The organism is Tessaracoccus yangjingae, from assembly GCF_054483935.1.
In genome coordinates this window covers 1,649,882-1,675,215 of the sequence record NZ_CM137014.1, presented here as the reverse complement: position 1 = coordinate 1,675,215, position 25,334 = coordinate 1,649,882, and the positions used below count along the sequence as shown (strand labels likewise).

Below are 25,334 nucleotides of genomic sequence, written 5' to 3'. Positions count from 1 at the left end.
TAGAAGCAGAACCCCTATTCGACGGTGACCGACTTGGCGAGATTTCGCGGCTGGTCCACGTCGTGGCCCTGCACGGTGGCCAGTTCGCACGCGAAGAGCTGCAGCGGGATGATCGCGGCCACGGGCTGGAGCAGCGTGGAGAGCTTCGGCAGCTCGATGAACACGGCCGCGGCCGCGCGGGCCTCCTCGTCGTCGGCCTCCGCCAGGACGATGGTCTTCGCGCCCCGCGCGCGCACCTCGGCGATGTTGGACACCACCTTGTCGCGCAGCTGGTCCCGCCCTCGGGGCGGCACCACGACGAACACCGGCAGGCCCTCGCGGATGAGCGCGATGGGGCCGTGCTTGAGCTCGCCCGCGGCGAAGCCCTCAGCGTGGATGTAGGCCAGCTCCTTGAGCTTCAGCGCACCCTCCAGAGCCACCGGGTAGCCCACGTGGCGGCCGAGGAACAGCACCGACGGCTCGTTGACGAACTCCCGGGCCAGGTCCAGGACCTGCTGCTGGTTGTCCAGCATGCCCTGGATGGCGTCCGGCATCCGCTCCAGCTCCGCGAGCAGCGCGGCGATCTCGTCGCCGTACTTCATGCCGCGCACCTGCGCGAGATACAGCCCGAGCAGGTAGCAGGCCACCAGCTGGGTGGTGAAGCCCTTGGTGGAGGCGACGCCGATCTCCGGGCCGGCGTGGGTGTAGATCACCGCGTCGGACTCCCGCGGGATCGTGGCGCCGTTGGTGTTGCAGATGGCGATGACCTTGGCGCCCTGCTCGCGGGCGTGCCGGATGGCCATCAGCGTGTCCGCGGTCTCACCGGACTGCGAGATGGTCACCACCAGGGTCATCGGATCGATGATCGGGTCGCGGTAGCGGAACTCGGAGGCCACCTCCACCTCGCACGGGATGCGGGTCCAGTGCTCGATGGCGTACTTGGCCACCAGGCCCGCGTAGAAGGCGGTGCCGCAGGCCACGATGACGATCTTGTTGATCCGGCGCAGGATCTCCGGGGAGATGCGGATCTCGTCGAGCACCAGCTCGCCGCGCTCGTTGAGGCGGCCGAGCAGCGTGTCCGCGACGGCGCGGGGCTGCTCGAAGATCTCCTTGCGCATGTACCAGTCGTAGCCCTGCTTCTGGGCGGCCTCGAGGTCCCAGTCGACGTGGAACTCCTTCGTCTCCGCCGGGCCGCCGTCGAAGGTGGTCACGCTCACGCCGTCGCGGGTGAGCTCCACGATCTGGTCCTGCCCCAGCTCGACGGCGTCGCGGGTGTAGGCGATGAAGGCGGCCACGTCCGAGGCCAGGAAGTACTCGCCCTCCCCCACGCCGACCACCAGCGGGGAGTTGCGGCGGGCGGCGACGATCCGCTCGGGGTCCAGCGCGTCGACCGCGACGAGCGTGAACGCACCCTCGAGGCGCCCGACGACGGCGCGCATCGCGTCGAGGATGTCGCGACCGGCCTCCAGCTCGCGCCGGAGGAGGTGGGCGGCCACCTCGGAGTCGGTCTCCGAGGAGAACTCGACGCCCGGGAGCTCCTCGCGCAGCTGGCGATGGTTCTCGATGATGCCGTTGTGCACGATGGCCACCCGGTCCGCCACGTGGGGGTGCGAGTTCTGGTCCGTGGGCGCGCCATGCGTGGCCCAGCGGGTGTGGCCGATGGCCACCGTGCCGCCCGGGAGCGGGCGCTCCCCGATGGCGGCCTCGAGGTTGACGATCTTGCCCGCCTTCTTCCGCCACTCGATGTGACCCGCATCGGGGAGGGCCACGCCCGCCGAGTCATATCCGCGGTACTCGAGCCGGCGCAGGCCGCTCAGCACCACATCGATTCCGTCACGTTCTCCGACATATCCAACGATTCCACACACGCCGGAAACCGTACATGATGAATGAGCACTTCTTGACATCGGCACTCCGGCCACTCCGGTCTGCGCCGGGCGACCCCCCTGCCGCTGTTACGATTGCCGCCGACCAACCCCCACGAAGGAGTGACGGTGACCGGACCGTACGTCGCGCTGGAGCGCCACGCCTGGGCAGCCCTGGCGGACGCCACGCAGATCGACCTCGACGAGGCCACCCTCACCCGGCTGCGCGGCATCGGGGACCCCACCTCCTCGCACGACATCACCGAGGTCTACCGGCCGCTCACCCAGCTCCTCCACCTGTACATGGAGAACACCGGCCGCCTCTACGCCCAGAGCAACGGGTTCCTGGGCCTCGACGTGGCCCGCACCCCCTTCGTCATCGCCGTCGCTGGCTCCGTCGCCGTCGGGAAGTCGACGGTGTCGCGGCTGCTGCAGGAGCTCCTGCGGCGCGCCCCCGGCAGCCCCCGTGTGGACCTCATCACCACCGACGGCTTCCTGTACCCCAACGCGGAGCTTGAGCGTCGCGGCCTGCTGACCCGCAAGGGCTTCCCGGAGTCCTACAACCGCCGCGCCCTGCTGGACTTCGTCGTCGACGTGAAGTCGGGCGCGCCCCGCGTCCTGGCCCCGGTGTACAGCCACCTCAGCTACGACATCCACGCCGACGAGCACATCGTCGTCGAGAGCCCGGACATCCTGATCATCGAGGGCCTCAACGTGCTGCAGCCCGCGCGGGTGGAGGCAGACGGCCATCCCGGCCTGGCGGTCAGCGACTTCTTCGACTTCTCGGTGTTCGTCGACGCGGACGAGGACCATATCCGCCAATGGTTCATCGAGCGGTTCCTGACGCTGCGCCGGACCGCCTTCACCGACGAGCGCAGCTACTTCCGCCGCTACTCGCAGCTCTCCGAGGCCGACGCCACGCGCTTCGGCGAGCAGGTCTGGGAGGAGATCAACGGCCCCAACCTCCGCCAGAACATCGCGCCCACGCGGGACCGGGCCACCGCGATCCTCGTCAAGGGCGAGTCCCACTCGGTGGACTCGATCCTGATCCGGAAGGTCTGAGGCGCCCACGTAGAGTGGGCCGCATGACCAAGGGACGAGACAGCAACGAGAGCCGCCGGGACCCCTACTCCGAGGAGTTCAAGGCCTTCATCGTGAGCGGCTGGGCCCCCTACCCCGATGCGCTCCCCGAGCGGCTGCCCGCCGCCGGGCCCGCCGCGAACCGACGGGCCCGGCTGGCCCAGGAGTTCCCGGACGCCATCCTGGTCATCCCGGCGGGCCCGCTCAAGGCCCGCGCCAACGACACCGACTACCGGTTCCGCCCGCACAGCGCGTTCGCGTACTACACGGCCCTGGGCGAGGACCGTGAGCCCGACGCGGCCCTCGTGCTCGACGGGGAGGACGCCACCCTGTTCTTCCGCCCCCGCGCCCCGCGCACGGACCGCGAGTTCTACGCCGACGCGCGCTACGGGGAGATGTGGGTGGGCCGGCGCGACTCGCTCGACGAGATGTCGGCGGCCACCGGCCTGCCTTGCCGCGACATCCGCGAGCTGGAGGACGTCATCAACCATGCCCCCCGGCCGCTGGCCGTGATCCGCGAGGCAGACCCGTCGGTCACCGAGCTGGTGGACGGTGCCCGAGCCGACGAGGATCCCGCCCGGGACGCGGAGCTGGCCCGGGCCACCTCCGAGGCCCGATTCGTGAAGGACGACTTCGAGGTGGGCGAGCTCCGCCGCGCGTGCGCCGCGACCGCAGTCGGCTTCGAGGCCGTGGCCCGCGAGCTCCCCCGCGCCGTCGAGAACGGCCGCGGCGAGCGCTGGGTGGAGGGCGTCTTCGAGCTGCACGCGCGGCACCTCGGCAACGCCGTCGGCTACGACACCATCTCCGCCGGCGGCGATCACGCCAACACCCTGCACTGGATCCGCAACGACGGGGACCTGCGCGACGGGGACCTGCTCCTGCTGGACGCCGGCGTGGAGGTGGACACCCTCTACACCGCGGACGTGACGCGCACGCTGCCGGTCAACGGCCGCTTCACGGGCCCGCAGCGCCGGGTCTACGACGCCGTCCTCGCCGCCCAGACCGCGGGCATCGAGGCCTGCCGCGCTGGGGCCCTCTTCGCCGACGTCCACCGCGCGGCCATCACGGTGCTCGCCGGCTTCTTCGAGGAGCTGGGCATCCTCCCGGTCAGCGCGGCGGAGTCGATCGAGGTCTCCGGCGGGCAGCACCGGCGCTGGATGGTGCACGGCACCAGCCACCACCTGGGCCTGGACGTCCACGACTGCGCCCACGCCCGCGCCGAGACCTACCGGCAGGGAACGCTGCGCGCCGGCATGGTGATCACCGTCGAGCCGGGCGTCTACTTCAAGTCCACGGACCTGCTGGTCCCCGAGGAGTACCGCGGCATCGGGGTGCGCATCGAGGACGACATCCTCATCACCGACGGGGACCCGGTCAACCTGTCCGCGGCCCTGCCCCGCGCGGCCGACGACGTGGAGGCGTGGCTGGCGCAGGCCAGGGCCTGAGCGTCAGTCCGCGGACTCCGAGACCACCTTCGAGGTCTGCCCGCGGGTCAGCAGCCCACGGATGATGTCGGCCACGTCCGCCGGGCGCGCCACCGTCACCTGATGGGCCGCCTCGGGCACCACGTGCAGCTCGCCCCGCTGGACGGTCTCGGCCACCAGCTCCACGTTGGCGATCGGGGTGGAGGTGTCGCGCTCGCCGGCGATCATGACCACGGGCGTGGTGATGTAGGGCAGGTCGTCGCGCACGTCGTGCGCGGCCAGCGCCCGGCACAGCTGGGCGTAGGAGTGGTCGTCGGCCACGGACAGGCCCTCCATGACGACGTCCACGACGGCGGGCTGCTGCGCCCGGAACATCGGGGTGAACCAGCGCTTGGTGGTCTCCTCCACGAGCTGCTGCGTGCCGGTGGCCTCCACCTGTTCCGCGCGCTCCAGCCAGCGGGCGGGCTCGCCGACGGTGGCCGCCGAGGCCACCACCACGACGCCGGAGAACGTCTTGTCGTAGTCGCGGGCCAGATGCAGGGCCGTGGCGCCGGAGATGGAGAGCCCCGCGAAGTACACGGGCACGTCAGCACCCTCCTCCTCGCGGACCTCCGCCGCGACCTTCGCGATGCCCGCCGCCACGGCGTCGAGCGTGGGCTCGTCCGCGTCGTCCCAGACCGCCCCCAGGCCGGTGCCGGGCAGGTCCACGAAGACGACGCGCGCGTCGTCGATCAGGTGGGCGGCCACGCCGGTCCACTGGTGCGCGGCGTTGCCGCCGAGGCTGGGCCCGACGAGCAGCACGCGCTCCGCGGGGGTGCCGGGGTTGTAGGCGGTCCAGTTCAGATCCATCGGAGTTCTCCTTGACGGCGGTGGTGCTGGTAAACCTACCGGAGGCCTCAGGCCCGCAGGCCGAGGACCTGGACAACGGAGGCGAGGCCCTGGTGCGCCATGCCCTCGAAGAGCCGCCGCTCGATCAGGCGGACGTCGGGGCGCCATCCGGCCCACTCATGGGCGGCGTCGGCGCGGGTGAGGAGCAGGTCCGGGTCAGTCGGCCCGCCGCTGCCCAGCCCGGGCTGGGCGGGGGTGAAGGCCTCCAGGAGGAGGACGGCGCCGGGCGCCGCCTGCCGGGTCACCGTGGCGGCCACGGCGCGGCGCAGTGCCGAGGGCAGATGGGCGAAGATCACCACCACGGCGTCCCAGGGACGCTCCGGATCGGGGTGGTGTACCCAGTCGGCCAGGTCCACCTGCCAGGTCTCGACGGCCACGCCCCGCTCGGCCGCCAGCCGGCGCCCCTTCTCGAGCGCCACGGCCGAGAAGTCGAGGCTGACCACCTCGTGGCCCTGCTCGGCCAGCCAGACGCCGTTGCGGCCCTCACCGTCGCACAGGCAGAGGATCCGCGACGCGGGGCGCAGCAGGCGGGACTGGCTCTTGAGGAACTCGTTGGGGCGGTAGCCGTAGACGTGGTTGGGGTGCGAGAACAGCTGGTCCCAGTCCTCCGCGGTGACCGGAGCGCTCACTCGAACAGGGCCGCGCGGGCGCCCGGGCGGGCCGCCAGCATGTCGCGGGCCTGCTGAGCCACCTTGTGCTCGGAGAGCACCTCGTAGCTGGTGGCGACGGTGATCCGGGCCGAGTTGAAGTCCCGCTTACCGCCGGTCAGGGTGTGCGCCAGCGCGCGCGCCAGCACCCCGAACACCACGCCCATGGCCAGGCCCACGTAGAGCATGGCGAAGTTGCCGTTGCCGACGAACAGCATGAGCATCACGCCCACGAACAGGCCCGTGGTGAGCCCCGACAGGGCCCCCTCCCCGAGCACCGTGGCCCACGTCCGCCGTCCGGTGACGCGCTCCAGCAGCTTGAGGTTGGTCCCCACGATGAGCAGGTTCTGCACGGGGAACTTCTCGTCGGCCAGGAAGTCGACGGCGGCCTGCGCCTCCTCGTACGTGCCGAACTGCGCGATGTGCTGGGGATAGTTCAACTGCATCAGCTTGTTGCTCATCGGCTCCGTCATGTGGTCCTCCGTACGCGGGCCAAGGTGGCCCGTGCCAAGTTTACGCCCGCCTCGTCGACCATCTCCGCGCCGAGCATGACGGCCCCCACCCGGCGCTCGGCCCCCTCGGCGGCGGCCGCGACCATGGCCTCGGCGCGCGCGACGGCCTCCGCCGACGGCGTGAACACCTCCGTCCCCGCCTCGATCTGGTCCGGGTGCAGGACCCACTTCCCGTCGTAGCCGAGGGCGGCCGAGCGACGCGCCGACTCCCGGAACCCCGCCTCGTCGCGCACCGCCGTGTACGGGCCGTCGACCGCCTGCAGCCCCCTGGCCCGGGAGGCGACGAGGATCCGCGCGTAGGCGTGGTGGAGCGGGTCCCCCGGGTAGCCGTCGCCCAACGCGCCCACCTGCAGGCTCGGCAGGCCGAGCGAGGCCATCAGGTCCCCCGGGCCCACGTGCAGCGCCTCGAGCCTCCGGCTGGCGGCGGCGATGTCCTCGACGCGGGTGAGCGCCGCGGCGTCCTCGATGAGCGCCTCGATGGCGATCCGGCCCACGGGCAGGCCGTGGAGGCGCTCGAGCTGGGTCAGCAGCAGGTCCAGGGCCTCCACATGGCCGGCCGAGGCGACCTTGGGCAGGACCAGGCTGTGGAGCTGGGCGCCCGCCCCCGCCACCACGTCGATCACGTCTCGATGGGTCCAGGGGGTCGCCCAGCCGTTGACCCGCACAGACACCGTCGGCGCCCGCCACCGCCGGGCGCGCAGGGCCTCGACGACGGCGGCCCTCGCCCCGTCCTTCGCCGTCACCGCCACGCCGTCCTCAAGGTCGAGGAGCACCTGGTCCACGTCAAGGTCGACGGAGCGGGTGAGGAAGCGGTCGCTCGATCCCGGGACGGACAGGACGGTGCGGCGGGCGCGGGCGGGGCGTTGGGTCATCGTCGGGTCCCTTGCGGATAGATTGGCCCTATGGTCGCAAAAGATTCGGCTGTCTTCATCTCGCGCGTCATCGGCCTCCCCCTCGTCGACTCGGCCGGTGACCAGGTGGGGCGCGTCAAGGACGTGGTGTGCTACCTGCGCACGGACGGCCGGGCCCCCCGGGTGAAGGGCTTCGTCGCCGAGCTGTTCGCCCGGGCAAGGATCTTCGTGCCCATGGTCCGCGTCCACGACATCACCCCCAACCAGGTGGCCATCACCGGGCAGGTCGACGCCCGCAGGTTCCAGCGGCGCGAGGCGGAGGTGCTCGTGGCCGGGGACCTGTTCGACCGCAGCATCGAGCGCGCCCGTCCCACCAGGATCCTCGACGTGTCGATGCACATGGTCCGCAACCGGGAGTGGGAGCTGGAGTCGGTCGCCCTGCGCGCCGGCGGCGGCGCCGGCAGGTTCGGCTTCGGCAGCCGCAGCGCACCCCAGCTGGTGTCGTGGCGCGAGATCCCGGACCTGATCCTCACCAGCGGCCGCACGGCCGCCCACCTCATCGCGGAGTTCTCCGAGATGAAGCCCGCGGACGTGGCGCGGGAGCTGCACGACCTGGAGCCGGAGTCCCTGGCCGCCGTGGTCGACGCGCTCGACGACGAGACGCTGGCCGAGGCCATCGAGGAGCTGCCCGAGGACGAGCAGATCGACATCATCTCCGCCCTCGACGCGGAGCGCGCGGCGGACGTGCTGGGCGAGATGGACCCCGACGACGCCGCAGACCTCATCCGCGACCTTCCCACGGACGTGGCGGAGGAGCTCCTGCAGCGGATGGAGCCCGAGGAGTCCGCCGACGTCCGCCGCCTGCTCGTCTACGAGGAGTTCACCGCCGGCGGCATGATGACGCCCGAGCCCATCGTCCTGGACACCGACGCCACGGTGGCGCAGGCGCTGGCGCACGCCCGTGAGGGGTCGCTGACTCCGGCCCTGGCGTCCATGGTGTTCGTCGCCCGGCCGCCGTTGGAGACGCCCACCGGACGCTACGTGGGCGCCGCCCACCTGCAGCGCCTTCTGCGCGAGCCCCCCACCACGCTGGTGGCCACCCTGCTGGATCAGGACCTGGAGCCGCTGTCCCCCGCGGACCCCCTGGCCCAGGTCAGCCGCTTCTTCGCCACCTACAACCTCGTCGTGGCGCCGGTGGTCGACGCCCTGGGCCACCTGGTGGGGGCGGTGACAGTCGACGACGTGCTGGACCACATGCTGCCCGACGACTGGCGCGGCGAGCAGATGGACGAGGTGGAGGTCACGGATCTGGCGGGGGCCGAGGTGAGCCATGGCTGAGCGCAACCCGCTGTCCCAGCCGGGGACGCGGAGCTGGTTGCCGAAGGTCTCGGTGGACTCGGAGACCTTCGGCACGTTCGCGGAGAGCTTCGCCCGGTTCATGGGCACCGCCAAGTTCCTCGTCTACATGACGGTGTTCGTCATCGTGTGGGTGACGATCAACCTGGTGGGCCTGTTCGGCCTGAAGTGGGATCCCTACCCGTTCATCCTGCTCAACCTGTTCTTCTCCACCCAGGCCTCCTACTCCGCCCCCCTGATCCTGCTGGCGCAGAACCGGCAGGAGGTCCGCGACAAGCTGAGCCTCGACGAGGACCGCCGCATCGCCGGGCAGGCGCGGGCGGACATGGACTTCCTGGCCCGGGAGATCGCCGCCATCCGCATGCACCTGGGCGAGCTGGCCACGCGCGACTTCGTCCGCGGCGAGCTCCGCTCTGAGCTGCGGGAACTCACAGACCGGCTCGACAGGGCCGCCGCAGACCGCGCCGCCACGGACCAGGAGACGCCGCTGTGAGCGGCGCCGCGCAGCCGCGCGCGGAGGTGCGCTGGTTCGGGGTGGTGCTCTTCGTGGGGCATGTGGCGCTCACCGTGCTCGGCGCGGTGTCCCTGTGGCGTATCGCCGGCGGATGGTGGCTCGGCGCTGTCGCCGCCGGCCTGTTCGCGCTGGGCTACGTGGCCCTGTGGCGCTTCCTCCTTGCCCCCGGGTCCCCCGGCCGCCTCGGCTACCGCGAGCGGTTCACCCTGGCGCTGGTGTCGGGTCCCGTCGTCGTCGTGCTGGGCAGCCTGGCGGGCCTGTGGCTCCCGGCCCTCATGGCCACCAGCGTCGTGATCCTCGGCGACGCCCTGGACGAGCGCTCGGGATAGACCCTCCACCGGTATCCGTAGACTAGGGGCGCCAGAGCCCATCGAAAGTCAAGGACATCGTGACCGAACACCCCCTGCTCCCCCACGTCCGCGCCGCCCTGCACACCGTGGAGGACCCGGAGATCCGACGGCCGATCACCGACCTCGGCATGGTGGACGAGATCCTCGTCTCCGACGACGGCGCCGTGCAGGTCCGCGTGCTGCTGACGGTGTCCGGCTGCCCCATGCGCTCCGAGATCACCACCCGCGTCACGGCGGCCGTGGCCGCGGTCGAGGGCGTGAGCGCGGTGGGCGTGGAGTTGGGCGTCATGAGCGACGAGCAGCGCGAGGCGATGCGCACCATGCTGCGCGGCGGCCAGCAGCAGCGCGTGATCCCGTTCGCGCAGCCCGGCAACCTCACGCGCGTGCTGGCCATCGCCTCCGGGAAGGGGGGCGTGGGCAAGTCGTCGGTGACCGTCAACCTCGCGCTGGCCCTGGCCGCGCAGGGACGCTCCGTCGGCATCCTGGACGCCGACATCTACGGCCACTCCATCCCGGACCTCCTCGGCCTGGGGGATGCGCGCCCCACCGTCGTCGACGACATGATCCTGCCGGTCCCCGCCATCGGCGGCCTCAAGGTGATCTCGATCGGCATGCTCAAGCCCTCCCGGGACCAGGTGGTCGCGTGGCGTGGACCCATCCTGGACCGCGCCCTCACCCAGCTCCTGGCAGACGTGTACTGGGGCGACCTGGACTACCTGCTGCTCGACCTGCCTCCCGGCACGGGCGACGTGGCGATGTCGCTGGGCCAGAAGATCCCCACCTCCGAGGTGATCGTGGTCACCACCCCGCAGTCGGCCGCGTCCGAGGTGGCCGAGCGCGCCGGCACCATGGCGCACATCATGGAGCAGCGGGTGCTGGGCGTGGTGGAGAACATGAGCTGGATGGAGACGGTGTGCCCGCACTGCGCCGGGTCCCACAGGCTGGAGCTGTTCGGCTCCGGCGGCGGGGTCCTGGTCGCTGAGGCGCTCACGGACCGCCTGGTCTACGAGGTGCCGCTGCTGGCGCAGATCCCGTTCGACGCGACCCTCCTGGCCGGCGGCGACACGGGCCGCCCGCTGGTGGAGACCCACCCGGAGCATCCGGCCGCGCAGGCCATGGTGCGGCTCGCCGACGAGGTGGCCGCGCGGAAGAGGGGCCTGGTCGGCACCCGCCTGCCGCTCTCCACCTGAGCGCTCAGGTGGCCTCGGCGTCGAACGGGGAGCTCTCGATCGGCGCCGGGAGCGCGGTCTTGGCGTTGGCCGCCTCGATGGCCTCGCCGGCCTGCTCCTCCACCTCGCGCGTGGACTGCTTGAGCGACGCCTGGGCGTCCTGAAGCTCGCGCTTGGCCTCGTCGATGAGGGCGACCTCTTCGCGCAGCTGCTTGGCGATGAACGCCTTGGGGTGCAGGTCCCGCAGCTCGAGGTCCGAGTACTCGGGCCCCAGCTCGGTGCGCAGCGTCCCCTTGGCGCTGTTGGCGATGTCGCGCAGGTACACGAAGACCCGTGCGGCCTTCCGCGAGTACTCGGGCAGCCTCTCGGGCCCGAACATGACGACGGCCAGCACGAGGATGATGACGAGGTCTATCGCGTCGATGCCGAACACAGGGCTAGGGTACCGTCTCTGGTTCCGCGGTCAGTTCACGCCGGCGAGCCTGGCGAAGCCGGCCTTGGCGCGGTCCAGCAGCGACGGGGCCCAGGCCTCCTCGCCTGGCAGCTCGCGCGCGATGGCGGCGAGAAGCTCTGGAGTGCCGTTCGTGGCCACCGACACCACCGCAGGGCCGGACTGCCACACGCTCACGGTGGGGAGCCCCGCGGCGCTGTCGGTGCGCGAGGTGACGTCGTCGCCGAGGACGCCCTGGGCCCAGCCCACCACGGCCGTCTCGATCCCGTCCGAGTAGACCAGGTTCATCGACGTGGCGCCGTCGCGCTCGGACGAGGAGTAGGCCACCAGCGGCAGGCCGCCCATCTCCTGCGGACAGGCCGGCAGGCCCACGCACCACCCCGAGGTCCCGCTCGAGGTGGCCGGCTGCAGCGCGATCAGCTGGGTGAACGCGTCCTCGCGGAACTGGGCGGTGCCCAGGGTGAGCTGTGTGTAGCCGACGGCGATCACCACCTCGCCCGCGGTGTCGTAGCGTTCGGCCCACAACAGCAGGCCGTCGGCCGCGTCGATCCACCAGCTGGCCACGGGGCCGTTGTCATCAGAGGCCACGAGGCGGACCGCTGCCCGGCCCGCGACCTGCTCGGGGAGATGACCCTGCGTGAAGCTCCACCTGCTCGGCGCGTCGACGGGGCGGGCCGCGAACTCGGGGAGGAAGCTCGAGCTGAACCGGTCCCCGCGGGCGTCCATCACCTCGAGCTGTGCGCCCTGCCCCTCCACCTTGGTGGTCCGCACATCCGCCGTGTGGAAGGCTCCCTCACCGTCGGAGACCCATACCCGCTGGATCCCGGTGAGCGTCCGGTCCGACTCGGTGGAGGCGCGGAGCAGGTCCGCCGCCGCCTCGGTGCTGATCACGGTTCCACCGTGCGGGGAGGCGCGTCGCTCGTAGCCCACGGACTCGCCGAAGTCCGCGCCCCGCTCGTACGCCAGGAGCACCGCCCCCACCGCCTCGGTGGCGTTGATGGCCGAGCTGGACATGGAGTACTGCATGCGCGAGGACTTGACCGGGTCGGAGAGCCGCGCCGGCTCGGGGGCGATGAGCACCGCGAGCACGACGGCGGAGACCATCACGGCCAGCAGCGCCGCCCCGGACCGGGCCGCCATGCGCGCCCGACGGCGGCGCGCGGAGGGGAGGTCCCCCGGACCCGAGGCCATGTAGAGCGGGGCCTCGGCGTGCTCGCCCGCGATCGACTCCAGCTTGGCGGTCAGCGACTCCGGGGCCGAGGACCTGCTGCAGCTGCTGAGCGTGGTGCACACCTTGGAGATGGCCGCCACGTCGTCGCGGCAGCTCTGGCAGCCCGCGAGGTGGTAGCTGACCTGCTCCCAGCGCCGGGGCGGGAGCGTTCCGTCGGCGAAGGCCGACAGGTCCGGGCGGAAGCGTTCACAGTGGCGCACGGGGCTCAGGAGACTCCGAGGTACCTGCTGCGGCCTTCGCTGGGGGCACGGTGGGCGAGGGAGTCACGCAGCGCCGCACGCCCCCGGGCGATGCGGCTGCGGACGGTGCCGAGCTTGATGTCGAGCACCTTGGCGATCTCCTCGTAGCTCATGCCCTCGATGTCACAGAGCACGACGGCCACGCGCTGCTCCGGGCTGAGCGAGCGCAACGCCGCGGACACGTCGGCGTCCAACTCGGAATCGTCGCGCAACTCGGCCGGGCCCGTGGCCGCGCCCCACACATGCTCGGGCGCCACGCTGAGGGCGTCCATCTTGATGCGCTGGCGGCGGCGCGCCTGGTCAAGGAACAGGTTGGTGGTGATGCGGTGCAGCCACCCCTCGAGGGTGCCCGGCTGGAACGTGTGGATGGACTTGAACACCCGGACGAAGACGTCCTGCGTCAGGTCCTCGGCGTCGTACTGGTTTCCCGTGAGCCGGTAGGCCAGGCGGTACACCTGCGCCGAATGGTCCCGCACGAGCTCCTGCCAGGTGGGCGCGATCCACTGGGGCTCCTGGCCGGCCTTGGCCGCCTTGGTGCCTCTGAACATCGAACGCCTTTCCATGGGACAAGCATCGCAGGTCAACCTGTGGGCAACCTGTGAGTCGGTCGTGCGGCCGACTCTTTCAGAGTCAAACGTGCGGGAGAGCCGGTTTGTTCCGCCAGGCGTGCTGGCCTACGCCTCGAAGCCGAGATCCGTCAGGAGCGTGAGGTAGCGCTGCAGCACGTCGTCCGCGACCCGCCCCATCGGAGCGCGGCAGGGGCCGGCGTCGAAGCCCCGCGCCTCCAGTGCGGCCTTGACCATCATGCAGCCCTGCGTGGCGAAGACGCCCTGGAACGCGGGGAGCGCGTTCCGGTTGGCCTGGATGGCCTCGTCGACCCGCCCCGCCAGGAAGTGCTCGATGATCTCGCGCATGGCCGGCGCGGTGAAGTGCGACGACGTGCCCACCACGCCCGCGCCGCCCACGGAGAGCAGCGGCAGCAGGAACGCGTCGTCGCCGGCGTAGTAGGCGAGGTTGGTGCGCGACAGCACCGTCGACGACGACACCACGTTGCCCTTGGCGTCCTTCACGGCGCGGATGCGCGGGTGGGCGTCCAGCCGGATCAGCATGTCCTCCGGGATGGGGATGCCGGCGCGGTGCGGGATGTCGTAGAGCATGACGGGCAGGTCCGTCGAGTCCGCCACCGCGATGAAGTGCGCCTCGAGCGCGTCCGCCGGAGGCCGGGAGTAGTACGGCGTGACCACGAGCAGGCCGTCGACGCCGACGGACGCGGCCTGTTCGGCCAGCTCGATGGAGTGGGCGGTGGAGAAGGTCCCCACGCCCGCGATGACGCTGGCGCGGTCCCCCACTGCGGTGACGACGGCGTCCAGCACCGCGCGCTTCTCCTTGTCCGTGGTGGTGGGCGACTCCCCGGTCGTCCCGTTCACCACGAGGCCGTCGTTGCCGAGGTCGTCGACGAGGTGCGCCGCCAGGCGCGCGACCTGCGCGTAGTCCACCTCCGAGCCATCCGCCGTGAAGGGGGTCACCATCGCGGTCAGGACGCGCCCGAAGACGGGCTGCATGTCGTCGTCTGTCATCAGTCCTCCGCGATGATCACGAGCGGGTCGTCCTCGTGGACGGCGTCTCCCACCGCGACGACGACCTCTGTGACGGTCCCGGACACCCCGGCAAGCACCGGGATCTCCATCTTCAGGGTTTCGAGCATGACGACCGCGTCCTCGGCCTGCACCTTCTGCCCTGCCTCGACCGAGACCGAGAGGACAGTGGCGGCGACCTCCGCGTTGACGACGTGACTCATGCGCGTCATCCTACTGGCCACTAGGCTGAGCGTGTGAACACGCCTGCCAGCCACCCCGAACCGCCCACCGCCGCCAGCTGGGAGTACGCGGAGGACCACGTGCCGCCCACCGCGGAGATCTCCGAGGCCAGGGACGAGGCCACCATCGCCGGGCTGGTGCCGGTGTCGCAGGGCGTCCTCGCCACGCTGCGGGTGCTCACCCGGGCCATCGACGCGCGCGCCGTCGTCGAGATCGGCACCGTGATGGGGGGCTCGGGGCTCGCCTTCCTCAGCGCCATGGGCCCCGACGGGGTGCTGACGTCCATCGACGTGGAGGCCGACAACCAGCTTCCCGCGCGCAAGTTCTTCAACGCCGCGGGCTTCTCGTCGTCGCGGTTCCGGCTCATCGCCGGCTCGCCCATCGAGATCATGCCGAAGCTGCGCGACGGCGCCTACGACGTGGTGTTCATCAACGGGGACAAGCTGGAGTACGTGGAGTACGTGGCCGGGGCGCTGCGGCTGCTGCGCCACGGCGGGATGCTCATCGTCAACGACGCGCTGTGGCACAACGAGGTGGCAGACGAGGACAACGAGTCCGACGAGTCGATCATCATCCGTGAGGCCCTGGACGCGGTGACGGCCAGCGAGTCCTACACGCAGACCCTGCTGGCCGTCGGCAACGGCCTCCTGGTGGCCGTCAAGGACTGACCAGGAGGCCCCCCGCTCTCAGTCCCGGGGGACCACCACGTCCTTGCCGACCACGGTGATCCCGGTGTCGGAGACCGCCAGCCCGCGGGCGCGGTCGTGGTCCTGGTCGACGCCGATCTGAACACCGTCGGGCACGACGGCGTGCTTGTCCAGGATGGCCCGGCGCACCACGGCGTTCTTGCCGATCTGCACCGAGTCCATCAGCACGGACTCCGAGACCTGGGCCCACTTGTCCACCTTGACGTTGGGGCTCAGCACCGTGCGGTCCACCTCGCCACCGGAGATGATGCAGCCGGCGTTGACGATCGAGTCCTCGGCGCGGCCCCGGATCACGAACTTGGCTCCCGGCGCCTGGACCTGATCCGTCCAGATGGGCCAGTCGTAGTTGTACAGGTTGAACTCGGGCTCCACGCTCACGAGGTCCATGTGGGCCTCGTGGAACGCGTCGATGGTCCCCACGTCCCGCCAGTAGTTGATGTCCTTCTCGGTGGCGCCCGGCACCACGTTGTCCTTGAAGTCGTAGACCTGGGACTGGCCCTGGGCCGTGAACCAGGGGATGATGTCGCCGCCCATGTCGTGGCGCGCCGTCGGATCCTCAGCGTCGGCGCGCAGCGCCTCGACGAGGGCCGAGCGGGTGAACACGTAGTTGCCCATGGACGCGAACGACTCGTCCGGCGAGTCGGGAAGCCCGGGAGGATCGGCGGGCTTCTCGAGGAAGCTCTTGATCTTCTTGTCCGCCGCCGCGTCGATGATGCCGAAGGCCGACGCCTCGCTGCGCGGCACCCGGATGCCCGCGACGGTGGCGGAGAGCCCCGAGTCGATGTGGGCGTCGATCATCTGCCCGATGTCCATGCGGTAGATGTTGTCCGCGCCGAACACCACGACGTAGTCCGGATCGTCGTCCCTGATCAGGTTGAGCGACTGGTAGATGGCGTCCGCGCTGCCCTGGTACCACCGGGGTCCGAGCCGCTGCTGCGCCGGCACCGGGGCCACGTAGTTGCCGAGCATCGTCGAGAACCGCCAGGTCTTCGAGATGTGGCGGTCCAGCGAGTGCGACTTGTACTGCGTCAGCACCGCGATCTGCCGAAGGTTGGAGTTGGCGAGGTTCGAGAGGACGAAGTCGATGAGCCGGTAGGTGCCCCCGAAGGGCACGGCCGGCTTGGCCCGGTCCGCAGTGAGCGGCATCAGCCGCTTACCCTCGCCGCCGGCAAGGACTATGGACAGGACTTTGGGACGAGCAGCCATGGCTTGAACCTATTGCCAAACCGAGGTCGCCGACAAGGAAATCCACCAAATGACCACCACGTGTCCCAACCTGGTGTGACACGATGCGGTCATGACCATGAAGCTGTCCCTCCTGACCCGCGAATATCCCCCGACGATCTACGGCGGAGCCGGCGTCCACGTGGCCCAACTGGTGCCCCAGCTGCGCAAGCTGATCGACGTCGAGGTGCACTGCATGGGCGAGCCGCGCGACGGCGCGACGGCGCACGCCGAGGACTTCCCGCCCGGCGCCAACGCGGCGCTGCGCGTGCTGGGTGCCGACCTGTCGATGGCGGCCGCCATCGGCGAGGTGGACATCATCCACTCCCACACGTGGTACGCCAACATGGCCGGCCACCTCGGCGGCCTGATGCGTGACATCCCGCACGTGGTGACCTCGCACTCGCTCGAGCCGCACCGCCCCTGGAAGGCCGAGCAGCTCGGCGGCGGGTACCGCGTCTCGTCCTGGGCGGAGAAGACCGCCTACGAGGCGGCGGACGCCGTGATCTCGGTCAGCGAGGGCATGCGCCGCGACGTGCTCGAGAGCTACCCCGCCCTGGACCCAGCCAAGGTGCACGTGGTGAAGAACGGCATAGACCCCGAGGAGTTCAAGCCTGACCGCGCCACCGACGTGGTGACCGGCCTGGGCGTGGATCCGGCCCGGCCCTCGGTGGTGTTCGTCGGCAGGATCACCCGCCAGAAGGGCCTCGTGCACCTCGTCCGCGCGGCGGCCGAGTTCGACCCGGACACGCAGGTCGTGCTGCTGGCCGGCGCCCCGGACACCCCCGAGATCGCGGCGGAGTTCGAGGGCGCGTTCGCGGCCCTGCAGGCTCAGCGCAGCGCCCCCGTCATCTGGGTGCAGGAGATGCTCCCCCGCGCGTCGGTGCGGCAGGTGCTCACCCACGCCACCGTGTTCGCCTGCCCGTCGGTCTACGAGCCGCTGGGCATCGTCAACCTGGAGGCGATGGCCTGCGAGACCCCCGTGGTGGCCAGCGCCGTCGGCGGGATCCCCGAGGTGGTCAACGACGGCGAGACCGGCCTGCTGGTGGCCTACGACCCCGCGCAGGCCGGCGATCCCGCGTTCGTCAGGGCGTTCGAGTCGGACTTCGCTGAGAAGGTCAACAGGCTGACCCGGGACCCCCAGCTCGCCGAGCGGTTCGGCCTCGCCGGGCGGCAGCGCTGCATCGACGAGTTCTCCTGGGCCAAGATCGCGCAGGAGACCGTGGCGGTCTACGAGAGGGCCATCGGCGCCCGCGGGTGATCACGGACGCAAGAGGAGGGCCGCCCCGGTGGGGCGGCCCTCCTCTTTCACGTGGTGCGCTGGTGGATTCAGCCGACGACGCCCTTGAGGGCGTTCAGCAGGTCTGTGGCCTCGGTTGCATTCATCTCGACGACGAGGCGTCCGCCCCCGTCGACGGGGACGCGCATCACGATGCCGCGTCCCTCCTTCGTGACCTCCATCGGGCCGTCGCCCGTGCGGGGCTTCATCGCTGCCATCTGCCACCCTCATTCTCTGTGCTCGAACTGTGGACTGGCCCTATTATTCCGCATCGCACCAAGCAGTTGCCCGCATGGGTGCGAATCGGCGCCGATCAGAGCGGGCTTGACAACTCCTCGGGCGGGGCCTCCGCGGCCTTGGGGCGCTCGTACCCGGGCCGGAGCAGCAGCTCGTCGACCACCTGCATGTCATACCCGCGCCGCACCACGTCGAACAGCGTCTCCGACGGCGGCGCGGCCTCCCCGTCCGCCACCGCCGCCAGATACCGGTCGACCTGGTCTCGGGCATAGCCACTCCACGCCGTCGGCAGCACGGCCCGGGCGAGGAACTCACGGGTGACGGGGCCCTCGGGCACCCGCCCGCGAGGGCGGTCGATCACCGGATCCGCGGGCATCTCCCCCAGCCTGCCCATCCCGGCGAAGGCGGCCAGGCCCAACACCACGATGGCGACGGCGACGATGGCGATCCACATGGCTCAGCTCTCGAACTGGCCTGGGAGGCCCATGACGTCCAGCGCCTCGTCGACGTCGTCGGTGACCGTGACCAGGCTCAGGTCCGCCTTGGAGATGAAGTTGTGCTCGGCCATGGTGTCGCGCACCCAGTCCATGAGCGGGCCCCAGTGGTGGGCGCCGAACAGCACCATCGGGAAGTTCTTCACCTTGCCCGTCTGGATCAGCGTGAGCGCCTCGAAGAGTTCGTCGAGCGTCCCGAACCCGCCCGGCATGGTGATGAAGCCCTGGCTGTACTTGAGGAACATCGTCTTGCGGGCGAAGAAATAGCGGAAGTTGACGCCCAGCGAGATGTGCTCGTTCATGCCCTGCTCGTGCGGCAGCTCGATGCCGAGGCCCACCGACAGGCCGCCCGCCTCGGTGGCCCCCTTGTTCGCGGCCTCCATGATGCCTGGGCCGCCGCCGGTGATCACCGCGAACCCGCGGTGCACCAATCCCCGCCCCAGCTCGACGGCCGCCTCGTACATCGGGTGGTCCGACGGCGTCCGGGCGGAGCCGAAGACGCTCACGGCCGGCGGGAGTTCCTTGAGCGCGTCGAACCCCTCGACGAACTCCGACTGGATCCTCAGGACGCGCCAGGGATCCAGATGGCTCCACGGCCGGCGGGTGTGCTGCAGTAGCGCCTCGTCGGCCATCGGCTGGCGGGTGCGTTCCGCGCCGCCGAGCTCGACGGCGCCGGCGCGCCGCTTGGGTTGGGTCACGAGGTGGCTCCTTCGGGGGTCAGCCAGCGACGGAGGCCGGCGGCGCACTTGTCGAGGTCCGAGACGCGACAGTACTCGTCGTCGCGGTGGGCCACGGAGGGGTCTCCGGGGCCGTAGTTGACGGCGGGGATCCCCAGCTCGCTGAAGCGGGCCACGTCGGTCCAGCCGTACTTCGGCCTGGCGGGCTCGCCGATGGCGGCCACGAACTGCTCCGCCGCGGGGCGGTCGAGGCCGGGACGGGCCGCCGGCGACGCGTCCGCCACCACGAGGTCGTGGCCGGGGAACCATCCGCGCAGCCTGTCGAGCGCCTGGTCGACGGACTTGTCCGGGGCGAAGCGGTAGTTGATCTGCATCGTCGCCGACGGGGGGATGACGTTGCCCGCCATGCCCCCGCTGATCGCGACGGCGTTGAGCCCCTCGCGGTAGACCAGCCCCTCCACCTCGATCTCCTCGGAGCGGTAGTCCGCGAGCGTGGCGAGCACGGGAGCGAGGTCGTGGACGGCGTTGTGACCCATCCAGGCGCGCGCGCTGTGGGCGGCGGTGCCGGTGGTGGTGAGGTCGATGCGGATGGTCCCCTGGCAGCCGCCCTCGATCTGCGCGTTGGTGGGCTCCATGAGCACGGCGAAGTCCGCCACGACCAGGTCCGGCCTGTTCCGGGAGAGCCTGCCCAGCCCGTTGGCGGCGGCCTCCACCTCCTCGTGGTCGTAGAAGATCCACGTGATGTCGCGGGTGGGCGCGGACAGCTCGGCGGCGAGGGTGAGCATCACCGCGACACCGCCCTTCATGTCGCTGGCCCCGCGCCCCCAGACGACGTCGCCGTCCGGGCGGCCGATCAGGCGTGAGGGCAGGTTGCCCGCCACGGGGACGGTGTCGAGATGGCCGGCGATGACCACCCGCTCGGCGCGACCCAGGGTGGTGCGGGCGACCACGCAGTCCCCGTCGCGGTGGAGCTCGAGGTGCGGCCGCCCCGCGAGCATGGACTCCACCAGGTCCGCCAGCGCGCGCTCATTGCCCGAGACCGACTCGATGTCCATGATCTCCTGCATCAACCGCGCCAACCCGCTCATGCCCCGAGCCTAGTGCGCCCTCACGGCTGCTCCGGTCAGGTGAGGCGGGTCATCTCGACGGAGACGAACATCTCGGAGCCGCCTGAGCCGGTGTAGATGCCCATGAGGGGGGCCACGTCGGAGTAGTCGCGGCCGAAGCCCACCTCCACGTGCGAGCCGCGCGGCTCCGTCTGGTTGGTGGGGTCGAAGCCCAGCCATTCGCCGTCGTAGTACTGGATCCAGGCGTGGGACTCCCCCACCATCGGCACGCCGATCTCGGGGTCCGGCAGCTGGATCACGTAGCCGGAGACGTAGCGGGCGGGGATCCCGATGCAGCGCAGGGCGCCGAGCGTCAGGTGCGCGATGTCCTGGCAGACGCCGGCGCCGTGCTCCCAGACCTCGCTGGCCAGCGTGTGCACCTGGGTGACCCCGGGCACGTACGAGACGTGCTCGCGCAGCCTGCGGGTGAGCTCCACCACCGCCTCCCCCGGCGTGGCCGAGGTCCGCCGCACCTGCTCCGCGATCCGCACCACGTCGCGGTGGGGCCGCACGTAGCTGGTCTGGGTGAGCAGCTCCACGTAGCGGTCCCGCAGGTCCGGATCCTCGAGCCCGGCCCACCCCAGCGGTTCCGCGTCGCGGGAGACGTCGTGGATCTCGACGGTGGAGGTCGCCACCACCTTGAGGTCCGAGTGCCGCTCGTGGATCTCGAACGCGACGACGGAGGTGCGCCAGTAGTCGCGGTAGGCGTGCGTCCATGCCACCGGCGTGATGTCGAGCCGCGACGACAGCACCAGCTGACGTCGGCTGGTGAGCGGGGTCATGCGCGCCTCGTTGAACGAGTCCGACGCGCCGCCGCCGTAGTTGTAGCCCGTGGTGTGCACGATGCGGTACTGGCTCATCGGAGGCCACCTCTCTGCTGGGTCGTCACCATGCTCCACCCACCCACTCGGCTGCCGCCGAGCCCTCGAAGTAGCGCGCCGAGATGGCCTGGGTGGCCTCGGAGCACACCACCTGGAGGCGGGCCATCTGATCCGTGAGGTCGAGGAGGATCTCCTCCGCGGGCAGGTACTCGAGGGTGGCGCGCGCCGCCCCCAGCAGCCTCGTCGCCGGGTCGTCGGGCCGGATGCGCTGGTTGCCCGGGCCGAGCAGGGCGAGCGAGTCCACCGCCGTGTTGAGGGTGTAGATGAGGGAGCGGGGGAAGAGCCGGTCCAGGATGAGGAACTCGGCGGCGTCGCGATCGGAGGCCAGGGCCCCGTAGCGCTGCACGAACGCGTGGTGCGCGCCGCAGCCGCTCAGCACGTGGTCCCAGGCGCGCGGGGAGTTGCCCACCAGCGACGGCGTGGCGAGGAGCCGCGACGTCATGTCGATGCGCTCGATGCTGCGGCCGAGCGTGAGGAACAGCCAGCCCTCGTCGTGGCTCATCGTGCCGTCGGCCAGGCCGGCGATGACGGCGCAGCGCTCGCGCACGAACTTGAACATCGACGCGGGCCGCATCCGCTGCAGGCGCCCCCCTCGCATGGCCAGCCAAGTGGTGTTGATCGACTCCCAGACCTCCGTCGACACCGTCTCACGCGCCCGACGGGCGGACTCGCGGGCGCTGCCGAGGGCGGCGAGGAAGCTGACTGGGGACTTCTCGTCGTAGCAGAGCTCCTGCAACACGTCCGGGTCGTCGCTCGCGGGCTCCTGCCCCATCAGCAGGATCAGGTCCCTGGCCGCCTGCGCCGGGTAGGCCCCGGGATCGTCGAGCCGCTGGTGGAGGTGGACCTCGACGATGCGGCAGGTGTCCTCGGCGCGCTCCAGGTAGCGGCCGATCCAGAACAGCGAATCCGCGATGCGGCTCAGCATGATGCCCCCTCCCCGCCCTGCTGTTGCTGCTGCTCGTGCTGATGCCGGATGACCCGGTTGAGGACCGGCTCCGACATCGGCACCGAGGTGGGCCGGGGTGGGGGCGCCGGGGGCATGGCCGGCGCGACGGGCCTGCCCGAGGTGAGCACCCAGGTGTCCTTGGACCCGCCGCCCTGGGACGAGTTGACGATGAGCTCGCCCTCGGGGAGCGCGACGCGGGTGAGCCCCCCGGGGAGCACGAAGATGTTGTCGTTTCCGGAGTTGACCACGAAGGGGCGCAGGTCGACGTGGCGGGGCTTGAGCGCGCCGTCGATCATGGTGGGCACGGTCGACAGCTGCACCACCGGCTGCGCGATCCAGCCGCGCGCGTCCTTGAGGATGAGGCGGCGCAGCTTGTCGAGCTCCTCCTGCGAGGCGCGGGGGCCGATCACGATCCCCTTGCCGCCCGAGCCGTCGACCGGCTTGACGACGAGCTCGGCGAGCCGGTCCAGCACCTCCTCGCGGGCCTCGGGCTCCTCGAGCCGCCAGGTGTCCACGCTGGCGAGGATGGGCTGCTCCCCGAGGTAGAAGCGGATGAGGTCCGGGATGTAGGTGTAGACCAGCTTGTCGTCCGCCACCCCGTTGCCCACGGAGTTGGCGATGGTCACGTTGCCGGCCCTGGCCGCGTTGAGGAGCCCGGCGCAGCCGATGAGGGAGTCCGCCCGGAACACCGCCGGGTCGAGGAACTCGTCGTCGATCCGGCGGTAGATCACGTGCACAGGACGCAGCCCGCGGGTGGTGCGCAGCGACACGTGGCCGCCGTGCGCCACGAGGTCACGGCCCTCGACCAGCTCCACGCCCATCATCCGCGCCAGCATGGCGTGCTCGAAGTAGGCCGAGTTGTAGACCCCGGGGGTGAGGACCACCACCGTGGGATCGGCGATGCTCGACGGCGCCGCCGCCCGCAGCGCCTTGAGCAGCTGCGAGGGGTAGTCCTCGACGGGCCGGATGCGGTGCTTGCCCGCGATCTCGGGCAGCGCGGCGTTGAGGGCGCGACGGTTGGTCATCACGTACGACACGCCCGAGGGGCTGCGCACGTTGTCCTCCAGCACCCTGAACGCGCCGTCGTTGCCGCGCACCAGGTCGATGCCGGCGATGTGCACGCGCACCCCGTTGGGGGTGGTGAAGCCCGCCATGGCGCGGTGGAAGTGCGGCGACGACGCCACGACGTGCCGCGGGATCACGCCCTCGGCGAAGCAGCGGCCCTCGGTGTAGACGTCGTCGAGGAACGCGTCCATGGCGCGCACCCGCTGCTTGCTGCCGGCCTCCACGTGGGCGAACTCGTCGGCCTGCATGATCCGCGGCACGATGTCCAGCGGAAAGGGCCGCTCCTCACCGCCGATGTCGAACGTGACGCCCTGGTCGATGTAGATGGTGCGCAGATACTCCGCCCGCGCCCGGACCTCGTCGATCCCCAACCGCTCCAGGCCCTCGGCGACGCTCCGCGCCGAGGCCCGGATCCCCTCGGGCCCGACCATCTCGTCGAAAGCCTCCCCCGGCGGGTAATCGTCGAACAGCGCACTCATGCGCACAGGCTATTGGGTCTCGGGGGCGGGAAGCGCACCTGGCACCGATCTGTAACGCGACCCTTACCTGGGCCGCCACTAGACTGGCCGCCATGACCAACGAGACCCGCACCGCCTGGGCCTGGGGCCTGGCCACCGTCCACACCACGGGCGCCGTGCTCGACACCTGGTATCCCGAGCCGCGGCTCGGCTCGGACGTGACCGACGAGCCGCCGTCGCTGCTGGTGGAGGCCCAGCAGGTCGACGAGATCCGGCAGGTGGAGTCCAAGGTGGTGCGCGTCGAGATCGATCTCGACGAGGCGCCTGAGTCGGTCGAGGACGCCTTCCTGCGCCTGCACCTGCTCAGCGCCCGGCTGGTCGCCCCGCACGGGCTGAACCTGACCGGCATCTTCGGGGTGCTGCCCAACAACGCGTGGACCACGCGCGGGCCCGTCAGGGTGGCAGACGTCAACCGTGTGCGGATGCTGCTGCACGCCCGCGGCGAGCAGCTCACCGTCTACGGGGTGGATAAGTTCCCCCGCATGGTAGACTACGTCACCCCCACCGGCGTGCGGATCGCGGACGCGGACCGGGTCCGGCTCGGCGCCCACCTCGCCGAGGGCACCACCGTCATGCACGAGGGTTTCGTCAACTTCAACGCCGGCACGCTCGGCACGTCGATGGTCGAGGGCCGCATCTCCTCCGGCGTCGTGGTCGCCGACGGCACTGACGTGGGCGGCGGCGCCTCGATCATGGGCACCCTCTCCGGCGGCGGCCAGGAGGTGATCAGCCTCGGGGAGCGGTGCCTGCTGGGCGCCAACTCCGGCGTGGGCATCTCGCTGGGCCACGACTGCGTGGTGGAGGCTGGCCTGTACATCACGGCCGGCACCAAGGTCACCCTGTCGGACGGCTCGGTGGTCAAGGCGCGGGAGCTGTCCGGCCAGGACGACCTGCTGTTCATGCGGGACTCGGTGAGCGGGGCGGTCCTCGCGCGCCACCGTCGGGGCTCGAAGGTCTCGCTCAACTCAGCGCTGCACGCCAACTGATGCGCCGAGGCCTCATCGCGGCCCTCCTCACGCTGGCGCTGCTCGCCGGCCTCGCGTTCGCCGGGTGGAAGGCGTACGAGTACGTGTACCAGCGCGTCACGCCCGAGCAGTGCACCGTCGTGATCGAGGGCGGCTCCACCGCGCTCTCGCCCGAGCAGGCTCGCAACGCCTCCATCATCGTGGCGGCCTCCGTCGAGCTGGGCCTCCCCGAGCGGGCGGCCGTGATCGCGCTCGCCACGGCCTACCAGGAGTCGGACCTGCGCAACCTCGACTACGGGGACCGGGACTCGCTGGGCCTCTTCCAGCAGCGGCCCTCCTACGGCTGGGGCACCGAGGAGGAGATCATGGACCCGTGGTACTCCTCAGCCAGGTTCTACGAGGAACTGGTCAAGTTCTCCGGCTGGGAGACCGGCGACATCAACGACGTGGCCCAGCAGGTGCAGCGCAGCGGGTTCCCGGAGGCGTACCGGCAGCACGTGGCGAAGGCGACGGGGGTGGCCGGCGCGCTGCGCGGGTCGCGGCCCGAGGGCATCGCCTGCCTGAGCTTCGAGGACTCCCCCACGCCGGATCCGACGGCGTTCGAGCGGGTCCTGGGGGCCCTGGGCGAAGCGGTGACCGTCTCGGGTGAGGGCGCCTCCTGGTCGGTCGCGGCCGCCGACGAGACCCAGCTGTGGTCCGCCGCTCAGCTGGCGATCGCCAACAGCTACGCCGCCGGCCTCACCTCCGTGGTCGTCGGGGACCGGGAGTGGACCGCCGCCGCCGGCGCCTGGCGCGATGCCGCGGAACCGGCCGCAGCCGGCTCCGCGGTCCTCACGCTCGGCTGAGCCGCACCGTCGGCGGA

The 25,334-nt window shown here is 71.1% G+C and carries 28 protein-coding genes; 10 read left to right on the top strand and 18 right to left on the bottom strand.

Annotation, left to right across the window (positions count from 1 at the left end):
- Positions 1 to 14: 14 nt before the first annotated feature.
- Positions 15 to 1,847 carry a glutamine--fructose-6-phosphate transaminase (isomerizing) gene (gene glmS, locus ACX1D3_RS07240; RefSeq protein ID WP_458996307.1) on the bottom strand — a complete coding sequence of 611 codons (1,833 nt, stop codon included), beginning with the start codon at positions 1,845 to 1,847 and terminating at the stop codon, positions 15 to 17.
- An 84-nt stretch (positions 1,848 to 1,931) separates the two neighbouring features.
- On the opposite strand from glmS, the gene coaA reads away from it, so the two are divergent.
- Both coaA and ACX1D3_RS07230 read left to right on the top strand, forming a co-directional pair.
- Positions 1,932 to 2,906 (top strand): type I pantothenate kinase, encoded by a 975-nt coding sequence (gene coaA / locus ACX1D3_RS07235; RefSeq protein WP_458996497.1) that lies wholly within the window; start codon positions 1,932 to 1,934, stop codon positions 2,904 to 2,906.
- A 23-nt stretch (positions 2,907 to 2,929) separates the two neighbouring features.
- A complete protein-coding gene (locus ACX1D3_RS07230) occupies positions 2,930 to 4,369 on the top strand; it encodes an aminopeptidase P family protein (protein WP_458996306.1) in 1,440 nt (479 codons plus the stop codon).
- A gap of 3 nt (positions 4,370 to 4,372) precedes the next feature.
- On the opposite strand, the gene ACX1D3_RS07225 is transcribed toward ACX1D3_RS07230, so the two are convergent.
- From ACX1D3_RS07225 to ACX1D3_RS07210, 4 genes are read right to left on the bottom strand one after another with little or no spacing between them, the layout of a single operon-like run.
- On the bottom strand, positions 4,373 to 5,197 hold the full coding sequence (locus ACX1D3_RS07225) for an alpha/beta fold hydrolase (RefSeq protein ID WP_458996305.1): 825 nt from the start codon (positions 5,195 to 5,197) through the stop codon (positions 4,373 to 4,375).
- A gap of 47 nt (positions 5,198 to 5,244) precedes the next feature.
- Entirely contained in the window at positions 5,245 to 5,865 is a 621-nt protein-coding gene (locus ACX1D3_RS07220; protein ID WP_458996304.1) for an SAM-dependent methyltransferase, read from the bottom strand.
- Complete coding sequence (locus ACX1D3_RS07215) at positions 5,862 to 6,356, bottom strand: YflT domain-containing protein (protein WP_458996303.1); 495 nt, start codon at positions 6,354 to 6,356, stop codon at positions 5,862 to 5,864. Before ACX1D3_RS07215 ends, ACX1D3_RS07220 begins: the two co-directional genes overlap by 4 nt.
- Positions 6,353 to 7,267 (bottom strand): HpcH/HpaI aldolase/citrate lyase family protein, encoded by a 915-nt coding sequence (locus ACX1D3_RS07210; protein WP_458996302.1) that lies wholly within the window; start codon positions 7,265 to 7,267, stop codon positions 6,353 to 6,355. Before ACX1D3_RS07210 ends, ACX1D3_RS07215 begins: the two co-directional genes overlap by 4 nt.
- Before the next feature lie 30 nt (positions 7,268 to 7,297).
- On the opposite strand from ACX1D3_RS07210, the gene ACX1D3_RS07205 reads away from it, so the two are divergent.
- Genes ACX1D3_RS07205 through ACX1D3_RS07190 form a run of 4 tightly spaced genes read left to right on the top strand, consistent with a single transcriptional unit; the run spans position 7,298 to position 10,656 of the window.
- The gene (locus ACX1D3_RS07205) at positions 7,298 to 8,584 is read left to right on the top strand and encodes a magnesium transporter MgtE N-terminal domain-containing protein (protein WP_458996301.1); all 1,287 of its coding nucleotides are present in this window, start codon (positions 7,298 to 7,300) and stop codon (positions 8,582 to 8,584) included.
- Positions 8,577 to 9,095, top strand: coding sequence for a DUF1003 domain-containing protein (locus tag ACX1D3_RS07200; RefSeq protein ID WP_458996300.1), 519 nt, complete (start codon positions 8,577 to 8,579; stop codon positions 9,093 to 9,095). The genes ACX1D3_RS07205 and ACX1D3_RS07200 overlap by 8 nt, the downstream gene beginning before the upstream one ends.
- Positions 9,092 to 9,445 carry a hypothetical protein gene (locus tag ACX1D3_RS07195; RefSeq protein WP_458996299.1) on the top strand — a complete coding sequence of 118 codons (354 nt, stop codon included), beginning with the start codon at positions 9,092 to 9,094 and terminating at the stop codon, positions 9,443 to 9,445. Before ACX1D3_RS07200 ends, ACX1D3_RS07195 begins: the two co-directional genes overlap by 4 nt.
- Before the next feature lie 56 nt (positions 9,446 to 9,501).
- Positions 9,502 to 10,656: an Mrp/NBP35 family ATP-binding protein gene (locus ACX1D3_RS07190; RefSeq protein ID WP_458996496.1), complete on the top strand. Its 1,155-nt coding sequence runs from the start codon at positions 9,502 to 9,504 to the stop codon at positions 10,654 to 10,656.
- A 4-nt stretch (positions 10,657 to 10,660) separates the two neighbouring features.
- Here ACX1D3_RS07190 and ACX1D3_RS07185 read toward each other — a convergent pair whose 3' ends face one another.
- The 5 genes from ACX1D3_RS07185 to ACX1D3_RS07165 all read right to left on the bottom strand — a co-directional run bounded on the left by ACX1D3_RS07185 (position 10,661) and on the right by ACX1D3_RS07165 (position 14,354).
- A complete protein-coding gene (locus ACX1D3_RS07185; protein ID WP_458996298.1) occupies positions 10,661 to 11,068 on the bottom strand; it encodes a sec-independent translocase in 408 nt (135 codons plus the stop codon).
- 30 nt (positions 11,069 to 11,098) lie between these two features.
- On the bottom strand, positions 11,099 to 12,517 hold the full coding sequence (locus tag ACX1D3_RS07180; RefSeq protein WP_458996297.1) for a zf-HC2 domain-containing protein: 1,419 nt from the start codon (positions 12,515 to 12,517) through the stop codon (positions 11,099 to 11,101).
- Positions 12,518 to 12,522: 5 nt separating this feature from the next.
- Positions 12,523 to 13,104 carry an RNA polymerase sigma factor SigE gene (gene sigE / locus ACX1D3_RS07175; protein WP_458996296.1) on the bottom strand — a complete coding sequence of 194 codons (582 nt, stop codon included), beginning with the start codon at positions 13,102 to 13,104 and terminating at the stop codon, positions 12,523 to 12,525.
- A 126-nt stretch (positions 13,105 to 13,230) separates the two neighbouring features.
- Positions 13,231 to 14,133 carry a 4-hydroxy-tetrahydrodipicolinate synthase gene (dapA, locus tag ACX1D3_RS07170; protein WP_458996295.1) on the bottom strand — a complete coding sequence of 301 codons (903 nt, stop codon included), beginning with the start codon at positions 14,131 to 14,133 and terminating at the stop codon, positions 13,231 to 13,233.
- Complete coding sequence (locus tag ACX1D3_RS07165; protein WP_458996294.1) at positions 14,133 to 14,354, bottom strand: acyl-CoA carboxylase biotin carboxyl carrier protein subunit; 222 nt, start codon at positions 14,352 to 14,354, stop codon at positions 14,133 to 14,135. The genes dapA and ACX1D3_RS07165 overlap by 1 nt, the downstream gene beginning before the upstream one ends.
- Before the next feature lie 33 nt (positions 14,355 to 14,387).
- Between ACX1D3_RS07165 and ACX1D3_RS07160 the strand changes: the two genes are divergently transcribed.
- Positions 14,388 to 15,041 carry an O-methyltransferase gene (locus ACX1D3_RS07160; protein WP_458996293.1) on the top strand — a complete coding sequence of 218 codons (654 nt, stop codon included), beginning with the start codon at positions 14,388 to 14,390 and terminating at the stop codon, positions 15,039 to 15,041.
- Positions 15,042 to 15,059: 18 nt separating this feature from the next.
- On the opposite strand, the gene glgC is transcribed toward ACX1D3_RS07160, so the two are convergent.
- Positions 15,060 to 16,286, bottom strand: coding sequence for a glucose-1-phosphate adenylyltransferase (gene glgC / locus ACX1D3_RS07155; RefSeq protein ID WP_458996292.1), 1,227 nt, complete (start codon positions 16,284 to 16,286; stop codon positions 15,060 to 15,062).
- Positions 16,287 to 16,383: 97 nt separating this feature from the next.
- On the opposite strand from glgC, the gene glgA reads away from it, so the two are divergent.
- On the top strand, positions 16,384 to 17,565 hold the full coding sequence (glgA, locus tag ACX1D3_RS07150; RefSeq protein WP_458996495.1) for a glycogen synthase: 1,182 nt from the start codon (positions 16,384 to 16,386) through the stop codon (positions 17,563 to 17,565).
- Positions 17,566 to 17,633: 68 nt separating this feature from the next.
- On the opposite strand, the gene ACX1D3_RS07145 is transcribed toward glgA, so the two are convergent.
- From ACX1D3_RS07145 to ACX1D3_RS07115, 7 genes are all read right to left on the bottom strand, one after another.
- Complete coding sequence (locus tag ACX1D3_RS07145) at positions 17,634 to 17,801, bottom strand: DUF3117 domain-containing protein (protein ID WP_077342854.1); 168 nt, start codon at positions 17,799 to 17,801, stop codon at positions 17,634 to 17,636.
- Between the two features lie 95 nt (positions 17,802 to 17,896).
- Positions 17,897 to 18,274, bottom strand: a complete 378-nt coding sequence (locus tag ACX1D3_RS07140; protein WP_458996291.1) for a hypothetical protein — start codon at positions 18,272 to 18,274, stop codon at positions 17,897 to 17,899.
- A 3-nt stretch (positions 18,275 to 18,277) separates the two neighbouring features.
- Entirely contained in the window at positions 18,278 to 19,012 is a 735-nt protein-coding gene (locus tag ACX1D3_RS07135; protein WP_458996290.1) for an LOG family protein, read from the bottom strand.
- Positions 19,009 to 20,079, bottom strand: coding sequence for a succinyl-diaminopimelate desuccinylase (gene dapE, locus ACX1D3_RS07130; protein ID WP_458996289.1), 1,071 nt, complete (start codon positions 20,077 to 20,079; stop codon positions 19,009 to 19,011). The genes ACX1D3_RS07135 and dapE overlap by 4 nt, the downstream gene beginning before the upstream one ends.
- A gap of 35 nt (positions 20,080 to 20,114) precedes the next feature.
- A complete protein-coding gene (locus ACX1D3_RS07125) occupies positions 20,115 to 20,957 on the bottom strand; it encodes a transglutaminase family protein (protein WP_458996288.1) in 843 nt (280 codons plus the stop codon).
- A 25-nt stretch (positions 20,958 to 20,982) separates the two neighbouring features.
- Complete coding sequence (locus tag ACX1D3_RS07120) at positions 20,983 to 21,903, bottom strand: alpha-E domain-containing protein (protein WP_458996287.1); 921 nt, start codon at positions 21,901 to 21,903, stop codon at positions 20,983 to 20,985.
- Complete coding sequence (locus tag ACX1D3_RS07115) at positions 21,897 to 23,468, bottom strand: circularly permuted type 2 ATP-grasp protein (RefSeq protein ID WP_458996286.1); 1,572 nt, start codon at positions 23,466 to 23,468, stop codon at positions 21,897 to 21,899. The genes ACX1D3_RS07120 and ACX1D3_RS07115 overlap by 7 nt, the downstream gene beginning before the upstream one ends.
- Positions 23,469 to 23,560: 92 nt before the next feature.
- Between ACX1D3_RS07115 and dapD the strand changes: the two genes are divergently transcribed.
- The gene (gene dapD / locus ACX1D3_RS07110; RefSeq protein ID WP_458996285.1) at positions 23,561 to 24,493 is read left to right on the top strand and encodes a 2,3,4,5-tetrahydropyridine-2,6-dicarboxylate N-succinyltransferase; all 933 of its coding nucleotides are present in this window, start codon (positions 23,561 to 23,563) and stop codon (positions 24,491 to 24,493) included.
- Positions 24,493 to 25,317 carry a hypothetical protein gene (locus ACX1D3_RS07105; protein ID WP_458996284.1) on the top strand — a complete coding sequence of 275 codons (825 nt, stop codon included), beginning with the start codon at positions 24,493 to 24,495 and terminating at the stop codon, positions 25,315 to 25,317. Before dapD ends, ACX1D3_RS07105 begins: the two co-directional genes overlap by 1 nt.
- Positions 25,318 to 25,334 lie beyond the last annotated feature (17 nt).

Coding starts and splice junctions, on each gene's coding strand:
- ACX1D3_RS07165 (WP_458996294.1), bottom strand. CDS start 14,354: ATGAGTCACGTCGTCAACGCGGAGGTCGCCGCCACTGTCCTCTCGGTC.
- ACX1D3_RS07145 (WP_077342854.1), bottom strand. CDS start 17,801: ATGGCAGCGATGAAGCCCCGCACGGGCGACGGCCCGATGGAGGTCACG.
- dapA (WP_458996295.1), bottom strand. CDS start 14,133: ATGACAGACGACGACATGCAGCCCGTCTTCGGGCGCGTCCTGACCGCG.
- ACX1D3_RS07225 (WP_458996305.1), bottom strand. CDS start 5,197: ATGGATCTGAACTGGACCGCCTACAACCCCGGCACCCCCGCGGAGCGC.
- ACX1D3_RS07200 (WP_458996300.1), top strand. CDS start 8,577: ATGGCTGAGCGCAACCCGCTGTCCCAGCCGGGGACGCGGAGCTGGTTG.
- glgC (WP_458996292.1), bottom strand. CDS start 16,286: ATGGCTGCTCGTCCCAAAGTCCTGTCCATAGTCCTTGCCGGCGGCGAG.
- ACX1D3_RS07140 (WP_458996291.1), bottom strand. CDS start 18,274: ATGTGGATCGCCATCGTCGCCGTCGCCATCGTGGTGTTGGGCCTGGCC.
- glgA (WP_458996495.1), top strand. CDS start 16,384: ATGAAGCTGTCCCTCCTGACCCGCGAATATCCCCCGACGATCTACGGC.
- ACX1D3_RS07120 (WP_458996287.1), bottom strand. CDS start 21,903: ATGCTGAGCCGCATCGCGGATTCGCTGTTCTGGATCGGCCGCTACCTG.
- ACX1D3_RS07215 (WP_458996303.1), bottom strand. CDS start 6,356: ATGACGGAGCCGATGAGCAACAAGCTGATGCAGTTGAACTATCCCCAG.
- ACX1D3_RS07115 (WP_458996286.1), bottom strand. CDS start 23,468: ATGAGTGCGCTGTTCGACGATTACCCGCCGGGGGAGGCTTTCGACGAG.
- dapE (WP_458996289.1), bottom strand. CDS start 20,079: ATGAGCGGGTTGGCGCGGTTGATGCAGGAGATCATGGACATCGAGTCG.
- ACX1D3_RS07210 (WP_458996302.1), bottom strand. CDS start 7,267: ATGACCCAACGCCCCGCCCGCGCCCGCCGCACCGTCCTGTCCGTCCCG.
- ACX1D3_RS07105 (WP_458996284.1), top strand. CDS start 24,493: ATGCGCCGAGGCCTCATCGCGGCCCTCCTCACGCTGGCGCTGCTCGCC.
- dapD (WP_458996285.1), top strand. CDS start 23,561: ATGACCAACGAGACCCGCACCGCCTGGGCCTGGGGCCTGGCCACCGTC.
- ACX1D3_RS07125 (WP_458996288.1), bottom strand. CDS start 20,957: ATGAGCCAGTACCGCATCGTGCACACCACGGGCTACAACTACGGCGGC.
- sigE (WP_458996296.1), bottom strand. CDS start 13,104: ATGTTCAGAGGCACCAAGGCGGCCAAGGCCGGCCAGGAGCCCCAGTGG.
- ACX1D3_RS07230 (WP_458996306.1), top strand. CDS start 2,930: ATGACCAAGGGACGAGACAGCAACGAGAGCCGCCGGGACCCCTACTCC.
- ACX1D3_RS07205 (WP_458996301.1), top strand. CDS start 7,298: ATGGTCGCAAAAGATTCGGCTGTCTTCATCTCGCGCGTCATCGGCCTC.